Annotated in this window: 9 protein-coding genes; 2 read left to right on the top strand and 7 right to left on the bottom strand. The window is 37.6% G+C overall.

Annotated features, from left to right (window positions below):
- Window positions 1–24 precede the first annotated feature (24 nt).
- Window positions 25–1233 carry an MFS transporter gene (locus F935_RS05580; RefSeq protein ID WP_016138007.1) on the bottom strand — a complete coding sequence of 403 codons (1209 nt, stop codon included), beginning with the start codon at window positions 1231–1233 and terminating at the stop codon, window positions 25–27.
- A gap of 100 nt (window positions 1234–1333) precedes the next feature.
- Between F935_RS05580 and F935_RS05575 the strand changes: the two genes are divergently transcribed.
- Window positions 1334–1951 carry a TetR/AcrR family transcriptional regulator gene (locus tag F935_RS05575; RefSeq protein ID WP_016138006.1) on the top strand — a complete coding sequence of 206 codons (618 nt, stop codon included), beginning with the start codon at window positions 1334–1336 and terminating at the stop codon, window positions 1949–1951.
- Window positions 1952–1989: 38 nt separating this feature from the next.
- Here the strand turns inward: F935_RS05575 and F935_RS05570 are convergent, their stop codons facing one another.
- The 5 genes from F935_RS05570 to F935_RS05550 form a co-directional block, all read right to left on the bottom strand.
- Window positions 1990–3324 (bottom strand): carbohydrate porin, encoded by a 1335-nt coding sequence (locus tag F935_RS05570; RefSeq protein ID WP_035366465.1) that lies wholly within the window; start codon window positions 3322–3324, stop codon window positions 1990–1992.
- A 210-nt stretch (window positions 3325–3534) separates the two neighbouring features.
- A complete protein-coding gene (locus tag F935_RS05565; protein WP_016138004.1) occupies window positions 3535–4887 on the bottom strand; it encodes an MFS transporter in 1353 nt (450 codons plus the stop codon).
- An 87-nt stretch (window positions 4888–4974) separates the two neighbouring features.
- Window positions 4975–5307, bottom strand: a complete 333-nt coding sequence (locus tag F935_RS05560; protein WP_016138003.1) for an NIPSNAP family protein — start codon at window positions 5305–5307, stop codon at window positions 4975–4977.
- Window positions 5297–7081: an FAD-dependent oxidoreductase gene (locus F935_RS05555; RefSeq protein ID WP_016138002.1), complete on the bottom strand. Its 1785-nt coding sequence runs from the start codon at window positions 7079–7081 to the stop codon at window positions 5297–5299. The genes F935_RS05560 and F935_RS05555 overlap by 11 nt, the downstream gene beginning before the upstream one ends.
- Window positions 7082–7391: 310 nt before the next feature.
- Window positions 7392–8198, bottom strand: a complete 807-nt coding sequence (locus F935_RS05550; protein WP_016138001.1) for an IclR family transcriptional regulator domain-containing protein — start codon at window positions 8196–8198, stop codon at window positions 7392–7394.
- A gap of 188 nt (window positions 8199–8386) precedes the next feature.
- Between F935_RS05550 and F935_RS05545 the strand changes: the two genes are divergently transcribed.
- Complete coding sequence (locus F935_RS05545) at window positions 8387–9127, top strand: SDR family NAD(P)-dependent oxidoreductase (RefSeq protein ID WP_016138000.1); 741 nt, start codon at window positions 8387–8389, stop codon at window positions 9125–9127.
- Window positions 9128–9232: 105 nt separating this feature from the next.
- Here F935_RS05545 and F935_RS05540 read toward each other — a convergent pair whose 3' ends face one another.
- Entirely contained in the window at window positions 9233–14389 is a 5157-nt protein-coding gene (locus tag F935_RS05540) for a DUF4011 domain-containing protein (protein ID WP_016137999.1), read from the bottom strand.
- Between the last annotated feature and the right edge of the window lie 205 nt (window positions 14390–14594).

Genomic DNA, 14594 nt, shown 5'->3' with positions numbered 1-14594 from the left:
TTAAGTTCCAAAAACTGAGCATCGTTATTTATAACTAGCTAATATGGGCCCCACCTTAAATTTAAGTTGATGCATCAACCAAACGATAGTTACCATTAATAATGCTGCAATCAGCCCTAATGTGATGACCACCCCGAAATATTCAATAAAATAACTGGAAAGGATGACAGGCCAGATCGTACCTTGATAAGCAATAAACAAATAACTAGAAAAGATCAGCGGATTTTTTTCCCGATCCATCATATTGCCAATAAAGTGGTAGACAGCACTTAGCGTAAAACCATGTCCCATACCCGTCAGTAAAATACTGATCAACAAAAACCAAACTATGTGTTCGACTTCTGCCATCACCAAACTAATCGTTCCAAGCAATAAAGCGAATAGTCCTGCATACAACACATGCAATTCTTTAAACGATTTACAAAATAATTGACTCAACACTGATACAAATAAAATGATTGAAATTGATACACCTGTTAAGGTGGCTGATGATGTGATCGGTAATTCTTTAATAAAAGTTCCAGCCAAAGCTGCATATAAGCTGAAGGCCCCGAAACTACAAAGTGCAGCCACACTACAGACCCAGAAAACTTTGCGTGAAGCTACCTGCGGCAATGCTAAACCTTGTAGTTTTAATAACTCATTTAACTGATATTTTTTCTCAATTTTAAATCTGGGTTTGACCCAGAAAACACTGATAAATATGAGAATTGAAAAAAAGATAATAATCCAATAAGGATCAGCCAATGGCCGCGCGGTATGATCAGCTAATACACCACCGAGCAAAGGTCCCAAACCAAAACCCAGCACAGTAATCATAGATGTAAGCTTTTCAGCTAATGCCTTATTACGAAATGGATATTGGTCTTTGAGCCCCACCATAGCTGCTGTGGTAATCAACCCAGATGCAATTCCGATCAGAAATCTTGAAAAGCCAAGTAACCAGACAGAACTTGCCAATGCAGACAACACTAAACCTAAAATGCTTAAAGCCAGACTGACCAAAATCACATTTTTATAGTGATAAATTGCGTTTAATTTATTCAAAAACAGAAGCGAAGCGACTACACCTAACATATAGGAAATAAAGATATAGCCTATTTGAGATGTTGAAACGCCCCACTCTTGTTCATAGATTGCATATAGGGGACTTGCTAAAGCTGTGCTTAAAGCAGCAAGGCACAGTGCAAAACTAATAATACAATATTGAACACTGGACTTTGGTGTCTGCATAATTCGACCAAAAGTGACTTTTAAGTCGATTTTAATTCAAATATGACCCGCAGGTCAATTTATGTTAGAATAATCTTGTAGTAACAAAATATAGTTCAACATGACAAAATCTAAAACACGCGGCCCAAGCTTAGAAAAGACGCAAGAAACTAAAAAGAAAATTATTGACTCTGCTCTACAACATTTTATTGAAGTGGGTTTTGCAAGAGCAAAAATTTCAGATATAGCTAAACATGCTGAATTAGGCAAAGGTACGATTTATTCTTATTTTGAAACGAAAGATCAGCTATTTGAAGCAGTAATTGATGCTCTCATCAACGATTCATTTCGTCCTATTCGCGCCTCTGAAATCACGCAGAATGAGACCGTCTACGACTTTATTTGTAAAAAGATTATTCCCAGTGTGTTAACGCTTGAAACGACTGGTCGTGCGGATATGGCTCTCTTAATTTTACGTGAAGGAAATAATTTTCCGCATATTCGTCAAACTTACGTAAATAAGATTTTTTTACCTATTCAGTATGAGCTTGAGCAATTAACCAGTCTAGCGATTCAACGTGGAGAATTATCAGCCACTATTTCCCCACAGCAATTTGCATTGCTTATTGTGAGCCCTATGTGGATGGGTATGATTCACAATGGCATCCTCAATCCAAATGAAGTTTTATCACTTGAAACGCTTTTCCAAGAAAATCTAAGAATCTTGTTTGGAAAATAAAAAGGCAAACCTCTGTTTGCCTTTTTATTCATACATATTTAAAAATTAAGTTTCATGGCCATACCTGCGACCCAAGCATCATCCACTTGTTTTACACCACCAGGTTGATACACATATTGAATATTTGGTCGTAAAGCAATACTAGGTGACCATTGAAAGTTATAGTTCAATTCAATATTCAATTCGTCATGCTGAATCGGTGTATATTTCGGATTCGCATAGTCAGCTTCGGTTAATCCCAGCAATTGATTAGATACATTTTGGCGTTCTCGGACACGATCATTCACATCAAAACGTGCCAGACCTAAACCAATAGTATCATTTGGTCGATGCTCGAATATGCCCTTATACCAAAGCGCTAGTTGCTGTGTGCTTTCAACAACAGTTGTAGATTTATCATTAAAAGTAAAGTTTGCTGAAATAAATAAACCACGCTTAGGGTCGTCCGCAGGCGCAAAAACCTGTTGTTGCGCATTAAGCCAAACACTATGCTTATTGTTTTCCCATTTCCGATCTGCTGCATTTGGCTCAATATTACCTTTTTCATCTGTACTAACATTACGTGCATCTGCCGTTGACAAAAATGCACCGACTTTATATTCACCACTTAAGCCATCGAAAAATGCTAGATTTGGTTTCCACGATAGTTCCGCAGGAATTAAAATACCTTTACGTTGATCCATATCCAAATTAAAACCATGTTGCTCTAAAGCATTTTCAGGATTGACCTCATAAATTCCTGTTCCAAACCAGAGCGATGGTAAAAATTGATATTTGGCGTTAATTCCCCATTGGCTTACAGGACTATTGAACCAAATATCTCCTACTGTTTTACCTAACTGACCTCCGCATAATATTAAGTTCTGAAACTCACAATGCGATGCATTAAAATCATCTGAAAGCCCCATACGACCTACCTTAATTTGTAGATCATTATTCAAAAATCCTTTTTTAACCCATGCACTGGTTAAACGCCACCATTGTCCACGACCATAAATCTCTTGAGCACTACTAAATTGCGGCGCTCTAGGATCACTAATCCGATCAGTAGAAAGTGGTTGTCCATCTCGTTTCGTTATGCTCAACTGTGCTTGAGTATCTTTCCAACCTGCGATTTTTTCTAAATCTAGACGTGTACCAAATGTCCATTGGTTTGCATTAAATAGTCGTGATGAATCATCATATCCCCCACTCAAATTAACAGCACTTTCATTTTGAAAAGCGGTGGTAAATTGATAACCTTGCTGTTCGAGTTGAGTCCGTTTTCCGTTCCAATCGCCCAATATCCATTTTTGATCCTGAGCTAAAGGATCCAAGGCGAATACCGCACTACTTGCTAATGTAAAAGTTGAAATCATCGCAAGCGAAGTCATAGAAAATTTCATTAATGCTATTCCTTAGCACATTGTTTATTATGAACATAAAGCCTTGAATTATTTCAGCTGAATCAACTGCTATACATTTTTTAAGTGTATTTATCCTTACCTGACCAGCATGCTGATCAAGCTAATTCAAAGCCATAGAAAATATTTAAGAAGCAAAGATAGATTTTAAAATTGTTAATAACTTGCTTTATTACTGATTTAACTCAACTGGGTTTTGGTTTGCACAACAGACTGTTTCGTTTTAACACCCTGAATTAAAACAGCAAAACCAGAAAGTACAGCAGGAATCATTAACAATGAGAACATCATAGAAAATGGCATACCTGAACTGATCATCGCAGCTCCAGCAAATGCACTTAATATTGCACCAAAGCGCCCAATACCATTCATCCAGCTTGCTCCGGTTGCACGAGCAGAAGTCGGATAATATCCAGTCGCTAAAGCACTCAAACCAACGGCCCCACCATTAAAGGTAAAACCAAGAATCCATGCAAAAACACACATAAGCACCATATCATGACCAAAATGCCCTAACCCAAAGGTTGCAAGTGCACCAATCAACATGGCAATAAAAAGAACCAAACGCGGACGATAATGATCCATACACCAACCAAGAGTGATACTCCCAACAGGACCACCAATTTGAAAGAACGAAGTCACAATGGCAGCTTGAGAAATGGTAAATTGATTCGACTTAATTAAGGTTGGCAACCAGCTACTGCATAGATAGATTAAAAATAATGCCATGAAATAACTGATCCAGAGCATGACCGTACCATAGCGATATTTACTAGATAAAATCAGACTTATACCTGATTTCTCGGTCTTTACTTCATTCAAATAAATTTCTTGGTTTAAAAAAGAGGATTGTGGAAATAAGCGTTTTAAAATCGCTTTGATTTTATCTTGTGAGTACGATTGCTTGACTAGATAGGTAATGGATTCAGGCATTTTCCAATATAAAAATGGGGCCAAAATCAAAGGCAACACGCCCCCTAATATCAACATACTACGCCAGCCAAACTCAGGAATCATCCATGCCGCCAAAAAACCGCCTGCGGCAGCGCCTAAAGAAAAGCCACAGTAGGCAACAGTAACTGAAAATGAACGGCGATGATCTGCTGCGTATTCTGAAACTAAAGTTGCTGCATTGGGAGCAGCAGCACCTGCACCTAATCCAGTAAGAAAGCGATAAATTAAGAGATGCGTAATATCAGTGGAGAAAGCCGTCAGCAAGGTAAAAATACCAAAGCCAAGTACACTTAAAATTAGTACTGGTTTTCGGCCAAATTTATCTGATAATGGTCCGGAAACTAAGGCACCTATTGCTAATCCAACTAATGCTGCACTTAAAACTGGTGCTAATTCTTTTGCACTAATGCCCCACTCCTGAATAATCTGAGGAGCAATCAACCCCATGACCACTACATCTAGACCATCTAGGGCAATAATAGCAAAACAAAAAAATAGAATGAGCTTTTGTAATCCACCCATCTTATTTTCATTTAATATGCTTTTTACATCTTTCCTTTGTATTTGACTTGTGCTCATGAGTTTCTCCTTATAAAAGCACGAAGTTTCCCTCGGTGTTTTTTTCAAAACACCGTTCCTTAAGGGAATTTTTAAATAATCAGTTGTTTAGGGCTTAATTAATGAAGCTAAGTTCACTGGCCTTAAAATTTGATTCACCTGTGATACCACCAACCCCTCAGATGCTTTCAGATAAATTTGGAAGTCTGGATCTGTATCTCGGGCATGACTGCGCTTTTCATAGTCATCCAGACTGTCATAGCCCCACAAATGTACGACCTGATTCAATGTACCGATATTACTAATATAAAAACCAAGTGGTTCACCCAAATGTTTTTTCAAAATAGGCATCGCCAGCTGATCGAATACCTCAAGAAATCTAGGCATACATCTTGGTGTAATATTGTAAATACGGTGATCAACAATCGGTTTATGAAACATGAAAAGTCTCCTTAACAGATTGAGAGTTGGCAGATTTAGAATTTTTAGATGAAATAAAACCGCCCCCTCCTTTAGCTAAATCAGCAATATGCGATCCAGTGATATAACCAAAAGTCATGATTGGCCCTAAAGTTATTCCTGCACCAGGGTAGTTCCCTCCCATAATGCTCGCACGATCATTACCCACTGCATATAAACCTTGAATGGGTTGATGAAACTGATTTAACACTTCACCAGTTACTGCTGTTCTAATTCCATCAAATGTTCCTAAATCCCCCATAAACACTTTCACAGCATAAAATGGACCTTGCTCAATAGGTGCTACACACGGATTTGGTTTGTGATCTGGATCGGCCAAATATCGGTTGAATGAAGTAGAGCCTCGATGGAATTCTGGATCTTCACCCTTCACAGCACCCTCGTTATAATGCTGTACTGTCTTGACCAACTGTTCGGCATTAATTCCTGTTTGTTGTGCCAATTCTTTTAAACTATTACCTTTTAAGAGATATCCTTTTTTAATTAAAGGTGAAAGTGGCATAGGCGCGGGTTTAGCATAACCTAAACCATATTTGCTAATCGTTTTATGGTCGCAAATCAACCACATAGCGGTTTCATCAAAATTCTCGCAAGCTCTAAATAAATCCGCACCCACGTCATGATAAGAGTTTGATTCATTGGTAAAACGCTTACCATTTTTAAGCACACCAATAATTCCAGGCTTATAGCGGTCTAATAAATGTGGAAATACACCGTAACCATCTGTGTAAGGAACTTTTGAAACTGGCATCCATGCAGCAGAATCCGCATAGTGAATATCCACCACACCGCCAACTGACTCTGCAAGGCGACATCCATCCCCTGTATTGGTCTTTGGTACAGGTGAGATATGTTCACCCCCACGTTTCAGGTGCGCGTAAACTTGTTTGAGTCTTGCAATATCATGTGAAAAACCTCCACATGCCAGCACGACTCCATTTTTAAATTTAATCTGGCAGTGCTGATCTTGTTGTTGAACTTGTACACCAACAACTTTGTCATTTTCAAAATTTAACTGCTTAACTTCAGCTTCTGTATAAATGGGAATATCCAAGTCAAAGGCAGATTTAGCTAAACGTGCAGCTAATGCATTACCGCTTGTGACATTGGTACCGCGACCATAGACAGCCAGTTCTTTTAAATGAATAGCTAATCGCTTCGCGACATACATAAATGAAGTAAAAGATTTAGTGGCATTAAAAAAGTGCTTTAAATCTGCATTAGATGAATTAAACATCATACCAATAAAGGTAATTGTTTTAAGGGGGGGACGTAAGCGTTTCATATTCTCGCCCAAACCACGAATATCGTACGGCGCAGCTAGCACAGAGCGACCAATATCAACCCCACCCGGAGCATCCGGATGATAGTCTGGATAAAGTGTCGGGATAAATTTGACTGAGGTATTTTGTTCAAAATACTGGAGCATTTCAGGTGCATAATCCAGAAATGCATTTACAGCCTCAGCATTAAAAAACTCTTTGGTTTCATGCTTTAAATAGGTCAACGCTGCTTCACGACTATCTTGTATACCATTTTGTTTTGCATGATGGTTTCCTGGAACCCATAGGACTCCACCAGAAAAAGCAGTTGTACCTCCGAACACATGGTCCTTTTCAAGTACAATAACATTTAAGCCTTTTTTCTTAGCAGTAATCGCAGTCGACAAACCGCCTGCACCAGCGCCCACCACAACCAAATCACATTCAAGTTGTTGGGGTAATTTTGTATTCATTGTTGTCACTCCTTGCGACAGATCCATGCGTTCACTTGCCTAAGACACTTGGCTACACAATCCTGATAGTGCTACCGAACGCTTTTCTTTTTATTAAACTACGGGGCTATAATAATTCCGACTAGATCACTTTCTTTTAAATTGAACGATCATCGCGCAAACACATCTTATATCGTTCACTGTTTATAAAATCATCTCTTCCAACGGTTATATAAGACAAAATAAATAGTCTTAAAATATTGATAAAATTATTTTAAATATAAAAAAACGCCCAATTAAGGCGTTTTGTTGAAACCAAAGTAATAATAAACTAAACCATATCTCTAATTTCCTTGGCTGCCTCTCTTAGTAATGGCAAAACGGTATTAATTAGATATGCATCGTTTACTTTAGAAATTGGAGCAACAGCATTTAACCCTGCAATAATATCGCCAGTCTGATTAATAATCGGAATTGCAATTGCCGTTACACCCAACTCATATTCTTCGGCTGAAATACAATAACCATTATCCTTAATGGTTTGTAGCGCAGCTAGAAAATTTTCTTCTTCTGTATAAGTGTATGCAGTAAATCGCTTAAGACCATATAACTTAATCCAGTTTTTCTGCTCTTCTAAAGATTTATGCGCTAATAAAACTTTACCCGTAGATGAAGCATGAGCAGGAATTCGGTTACCTAGATGAATACCAAAAGGACTTACTCGGAAATGATCATTTTGCGCCACACTTCTTGCAATCGGAACGACCTCATAATTATCTTGAACCACCACTGAGAAAACCAACGTCGTTTTTTCAGATAAATGATTTAACACAGACTGCGATATTTTTGGCAAATGTGCTGTACTTAAAAAAGCCCCGGAAAACTTAAGTACTTTATGTGTCAACCAGTAATAATATTCATCAGTGTCAAGATAACCTAAAAATTTGAGTGTCTTTAAATATCTTCGTGCTGCTGTACGGGTAATATTGGTTCGCTCTGCAACCTGAGTAACATTTAACCGCTGTCGATCTGTCCCAAAAGCTTCGAGAATATTTAGGCCCTTTGCTAAACCTGCAATATAGTCATCATATTTGATCGTCTCTTCTGAGAGCGGATGTTGAATAATCTGATCCCTCATTATTTCCCTTTTTTAATTCCCTGTCCGATATTCGCTCAGTATGTCTGAATATCGTCTTTATTCCCAGATTGTATCTAGAGCTCGTTTGTCTAAATACGTATTTTAATTCTTACAGGAGAACTTAAACATTTAAGCATCTATTTCACACATAGAGCTTAGATCAAAACTTAGGATTTAGGAAATGTATTATGTCTAGACTAAAAAATAAAGTCTGTATTATCACAGGTGCAGCCTCTGGTATGGGAGAGTCGGAAGCAATTGCTTTTGCAAAGCAAGGAGCAAAATTAATTATTGCCGACCTAAATTTAGAACAGGCTAAGCAAGTTGCCGAGAAGATCATCAACGCAGGTGGAGAAGCCTTTGCCTTTCAAGTTGATGTTACTCTATTTGATCAGCTCCAGCAGCTGGTTGAATTTACACTTGAGAAGTTTGGGCGAATTGATGTACTACTGAATAATGCAGGAATTTTTGACAAATATACCAATAGTCTAGATACGACCGAAGAGCTTTGGGACAGAATATTTGCCATAAATGTAAAAGCTGTATTCAATTTAAGTAATTTGGTTCTACCCAAAATGATTGAACATGGTTCTGGTGCAATTATCAATATTGCATCTATTGCGGGCTTAGTTGCTCAAATGGGAGGCGCATCTTATACAGCCTCAAAACATGCTGTAATTGGTTATACAAAACATTTAGCCGCAGTATATTCCAAACATGGCATCAAAATTAATGCTATTTGCCCAGGTACTATTCGTACGCCTATGACGGCCAAAATGCTAGAAACTCGCCCTACTGATAAAATTCCACTGGACCGTTTTGGTGAAGCCTCAGAAGTTGCCGAGTTAGCTATTTTCCTCGCTTCTGATGAAGCACGTTTTATGAATGGATCATGTATTACGATTGATGGCGGATACACTATTATTTAATAAGATTTTTTTACTAATCTAATAGAGAATGATTCATCAAGTTGAGTAACTACAAAATTGCTAAATAGAAACAGATAAGGTCAGCCCCTATCTGTTTTATACAATTTAAGCAACATCTTCCTTCGATTTTATCTCTTCCAATTCATTCATTAATTTAGTTAAGTTTTGCTCTGGATCTAACCACCAATCTACTGTCCAAACTGATAAAACTTCCCAGCCTAATCCATTTAAAACAGTTGGTCTTAGCTGATCTCGGTCTCGTGCAGTAGCTGCCTTAGCATAGTTTTCACCATCTACGATAATACCTGCAATATAACTGCCCGGGTTCAAATTATCCTTAATGGCTAAATCTACACAGCTATCCCCCTGACCTATTCCGAGGTCCACGCTCCAACCATGTTCTTGCAGTTTATTTTGTAAGTACTCTACAAATTCTTTTTTAGTCTGCTGTTTACTTTGATCAACATAATTTAAATGTAGCTGACCACTTCGAGCAAAAATAAGGAAGTCTTTTAGATCTCTTACACCTTCGCTGTTGGTACGTGCCAAATTAATTTCTTCCGGACTCAAAGCAGAGAAAACATGTAACCCTTGACGAGCGCGAGTAATAGCTACATTTAGACGGCGCTGGCCACCTTGACGGTTTAGCGCACCAAAATTCATTGATAGGCGACCATCCTGATCTTTTGCATAGGTAATTGAGAAAACGATAATATCGCGTTCATCTCCTTGCACATTTTCTAAATTCTTGACAAATAAAGGTTCAATGCCCGACTTACTCAATGTCTCTAACTCAGGATGGTTTGCCAATTCATTATCTAGCAAATCCTCAATTAACTTTTGTTGAGTCATATTGAAGGTTACAACACCGAGAGTCACAGGATTCTCTTGCCCTAACTGTGACTGTAAATGTTGAATAATAAATTCCACAATCGCCTTTGCTTCATTACTATTGGTACGTGTATCACCTTTGTCATATACACCATCAACCACATGTAGTTTTACAGCCGTATCTTTGGCAACAGGTGCAGGGAAAGTAAATAAACCACCTTTGTAGTATTTCTGATTACTAAATTGAATGAGGCTTTCATAACGGCTACGGTAATGCCAGTTCAAGGCCAATTCTGGTAGCTGAGCAGCAAGGCATTCATCTAGAATACTTTCTAGATCTTCGGTTACTTCCTCATCGACCTCTTCCTCAGAATCTCCTTTACCAAAGAAACTTGTTGGCGGCATTTGTTTATTATCACCCACCACAATTGACTGTTTACCTCTCGCTAATGCACCAATCGCATCCCATACGGGAATCTGTGATGCTTCATCGAAAATCACCACATCAAATTTTGCTTCTGTATCCAGATATTGAGCAACTGATAACGGACTCATTAATAAACATGGTTTTAACCCAACTAACACATCAGGAATCTGACGCATTAATTCGCGTACAGGAATATGACGGCGCTTTTTACCTAATTCTTTATTGAGAACAGTCCACTGAGCCTTATGTTTATCTTGTTCACTAAAAATAGCATTCCAACGATGAATAATCTCATGACTCGCAGCAAGCTGGTGATCTCTGTCTTGCTGTGCAAAAGTTTGGATCTTCTGTTCATGTTGTTGACTATTGAACTGATTTAATTCTGGATGTTGACTAAATTGATGAGTAATCCAGTGTCTCGCTAAATTAATATTCAAACGCTTTAAAGCAGCATCCAACTCCAATGGAGTATCTAAGAGTTCAAAGGCCAACGGTTTTAACCCATGTTGAATCAACTGGCTTTTTATAGCTTGCCAATTTAACCAATGTCTCCAAGATGAACTGTGTTGTTGTAATTGATGCTGTCTTGCGAGGATTTCATTAAAATTAATATCTAGATATGGAGTAAGTTGAACATCATTTTTTAGTCCGTGATCATTCAGCAATTGACTGAATGTATTTTCCACTTGAGCTATGTTTTGTTTGATTTCATCCAAACTATTATTTTTACTAAATTCCACGGCTTTTAATAAAGTTGCTTGATCAGTAATTTTTGAAGCAACTATCTGCTTAATTTCTTGCCACTGATTATGAATAGTTTCAAAACTTTCCCACGCACTCTCTTCACTCTGCCAGTAAGAGTCAAACTTACTCGCCAACTGATTTTCACATTCAGTGAACTGTCTTTGTTGACTTTGGATATGTTGCAAAATTGGTAAGTCATGTGCAACCGCCAAAGCTGTAGGACGTTGAGTTGAGCTTTGATAAGTTTTGAGCAAATTTCTCAACTGAAACTTAGCGAACCATGAGAATGGAAAAATTTTTGATTCTGCTTCACGCCATTTAAAACCAATTTGACTTAAATCTGCTTGATAAATTTGAGATTGGTATTGTTCAGCTAACGACGAACGCTGCTGTTTCAAATCTTGGACTATTTGTTTCGCTTGTGTGATTGTTGCTAAATTTAAATCTTTAATAATACTTAATAATTTTAAATCGGTTTGTTGAACGAGATCAGATAACGCATTAAAAATAGAAACATCATGTTTAACCTGACTCAGATTTTGCTTTTCTTCAAACCCAAAGACCTCTTGCCAAATAGACACTGAATTTTGCAAACGTTGTATTTGGTCTACAAGTTGATCTTGTAATATTTGATACTGTTCTTGCCATACCAAACTCCAAATTGGCTCAGCCAATCCCTCAGCAAAACCATTCAATACATCTTTCGCATTTTCGTTGACCAGCTGACGCAAACTTACAGCTTGTGTCACTGTCTCACTCATTAGCTCACGCTTTTCTGCTGTCAAAGTCGCAATACTGATATCAGGAAACCGTAAATGGGGTGTATCCCGATAACGAAGTTCATCACTCATTGCTGCATATAAACTCCAGCCAATCGCATGTGATGTATGGAGATTTTTTACATGTTGATTCAGTTCATCACGGGTTTGAATTAATCTATCTGAAAGCTTCTGCCATTCTGTTATTTTGGGTTGAATACTTAGGAAGTAAGGATCATTATTTTTCTGCGCTCTTTCTCTCAGTTGATCAAGTACTTCCATTTTTTGAGATTTTGATGAGTGTAACTGCAAGCACAATTCACTTAAGCCAATTTGTGTCAGACGGCGATAAACGACTTCTAAAGCAGCCATTTTTTCAGACACGAATAATACAGACTTACCATCTGCCAAACATTGAGAGATCATATTTGTAATAGTCTGCGACTTTCCTGTACCAGGAGGGCCTGACAACACAAAAGTACGCCCCAACGCTGCGGACATGACTGCTGCCAACTGCGAAGAATCAGACGATAATGGAGTAAATAATTGTTGTGGCTTATATTGTTGATCTAATTGAGCGGGTTGCGGGAATTCGTCTTGTTTAATAAAAGGTTCCCGTGGAGATTCAATCAGATGATTTACCACAGATTGGTTTTTTAGTTGATCCATCCTTGAAGACAAATCAAGCCACATTAAATATTTTGAGAATGAGAATTGACCAATTGCAGCTTCAGCTTTTACTTCCCATCCTGCTATATTTACAATTGCCTTTCTTACAATATGTAAAACTTGATCGACATCTATACCAGAATCATCTGTTGGCAGAGGATTTAGGCCAGCAATATCAAGTTCAAAATCCTGTCTTAATAGTTGTAATAAAGTAGAGTTAAAACGTGGTTCATCATCATACATAAATAGACGATAACCTGTTTTAGCTGTCTCACGCGTAATCTGTACAGGAATGAGGAGTAAAGGTGCTTTAAATGTACGTTTCGAGCGTTCGGACTCTCTCCACTCAAGAAAACCAACCGCAAGAAATAATGTATTAGCCCCACCTTCCTCTAAAGCAGTACGTGAAGCACGATAGACTTCAATCAAGCGTTTTTCTAATAAAGATGCATCTAAAGGACTAAATAATAATTTTCTAGAAAGGTTTTCATCAACGTATTGATTAATATGCTGACTTTCGTTGTCGCGCTGAACATCTTTTAAAGAAATACTATCAACACTTTTAAATAAGAAGCCTTCCTGATTTGCTAGCGCATCTTCAAGTTTGCTAAGTGTTAACTCAGAACACTGTAATGGGATGCTGTAACGATTATCTTTAAAATTTAAGAGTTTGTTACGAAGGCTTAAATCTAATAAACGGCGTAACCAACGATCAACACGTGTGGCTTTATTTTCAAGAGGGCGCTCATTATCGTAAACAGGAATAGATGCCGTCGCCCATTCAATCTCTGTATCATCCAAATGATTTTTCTTTTCCAGATTTGCAGAAATCGGCTTAATACCACGTAATCGGGATTGACGAACATCTATCGCAAGATAAAACTTATTCTGACGAGATTCATCCTTTATATATTGTTTTGCAGTTTCTAGCGCAGTTGTAAATTTGCCTTGCTGTGTAAGCAACGTGGTTTCGATAAAGACTATCTCACCTAAATCATAACGTTTTCTTAAAGCTTGAATATCATCAATGATCAAGTCAACATTTGGCGTCTCATTTAACCAAACACCAAGATACGAATGTCCTTCTTCAATAATAAGTAAAGTATCTAAGCCTATTTGTTCTGCCAAGGCACTTAAAAGTATTGTCGTGTCTAAACAACATGCTAACTTTTCTTCAAAAATCTGCTTTGCCAAACGGATTCTTTGGCCCGATTTAACAAAGCTTGCTGGGTTAACAATATAATGAATATCTTGTTGTAATAAAGATTCCCATACCGCATTCAGCTGAGATAAAACAGAATCTCGATCTCGGTCTTGATAACCATTTAATGAACCTAATACTTTTGTTTTTAAAATTTCACTCGCTTTAACAAGAATTGGACTAAGAGCTGAAGCATTAGGCTGTGAAAAACTTGCTAATAATTCAATTGGCTGACGTTCTCCACCCCAAGTATCAACAGTCAATACATCGATTTCTATCTGCTGTTCTGCTAGCAGTTCTTCATTTTCACTTATCCAAACTACTTCAATATTCCCTTTAATATTCTCGGGTATCTCTTGCAATAATTTAATATCAAAAACTAATTTTGGTTTATCAAGAGCCAAGACTTGGTTGCCTTCCAAACTCGCAATATTGATGGTGTGTTCTTTGAAATATTCAGGGTTAGAGCGAATAACGATTCGAGAACCAGAAATTGTTTCAGTTGAAGAGATTAGAATTTGTCGAATAAGGGGCACTGAATTTTGCTGTAAAACAAAGTTCAAAGCTGATGCACAATCAACTTTTAATGAATACTCAGGATTAGGTTGTTGTTTATTATCAATTTCTGGCACTACTGACCCCTTATCTATTTTATTAAATCTAATTAAAGATGTGCTTAAAAACTAAAGTCACAATCTTAAATGATTTATGTCTTATTTTAAAATTAAACATTTATTCGTTGATACAGTGTAGTTAGACTGAATCGCCCTTAACTACATTTGAAAGTTTGGGTTTAAAGGCACCTTTCAAACGTAGTTAATCAATACTCTTAAATTT

Source organism: Acinetobacter calcoaceticus ANC 3811, from assembly GCF_000399665.1.
Lineage (GTDB): Bacteria > Pseudomonadota > Gammaproteobacteria > Pseudomonadales > Moraxellaceae > Acinetobacter > Acinetobacter calcoaceticus_B.
The sequence above is the reverse complement of the archived record's forward strand: the minus strand, read 5'-3'. Positions and strand labels throughout refer to the sequence as shown.

Coding starts and splice junctions, on each gene's coding strand:
- F935_RS05575 (WP_016138006.1), top strand. CDS start 1,334: ATGACAAAATCTAAAACACGCGGCCCAAGCTTAGAAAAGACGCAAGAA.
- F935_RS05580 (WP_016138007.1), bottom strand. CDS start 1,233: ATGCAGACACCAAAGTCCAGTGTTCAATATTGTATTATTAGTTTTGCA.
- F935_RS05570 (WP_035366465.1), bottom strand. CDS start 3,324: ATGACTTCGCTTGCGATGATTTCAACTTTTACATTAGCAAGTAGTGCG.
- F935_RS05555 (WP_016138002.1), bottom strand. CDS start 7,081: ATGAATACAAAATTACCCCAACAACTTGAATGTGATTTGGTTGTGGTG.
- F935_RS05550 (WP_016138001.1), bottom strand. CDS start 8,198: ATGAGGGATCAGATTATTCAACATCCGCTCTCAGAAGAGACGATCAAA.
- F935_RS05565 (WP_016138004.1), bottom strand. CDS start 4,887: ATGAGCACAAGTCAAATACAAAGGAAAGATGTAAAAAGCATATTAAAT.
- F935_RS05545 (WP_016138000.1), top strand. CDS start 8,387: ATGTCTAGACTAAAAAATAAAGTCTGTATTATCACAGGTGCAGCCTCT.
- F935_RS05560 (WP_016138003.1), bottom strand. CDS start 5,307: ATGTTTCATAAACCGATTGTTGATCACCGTATTTACAATATTACACCA.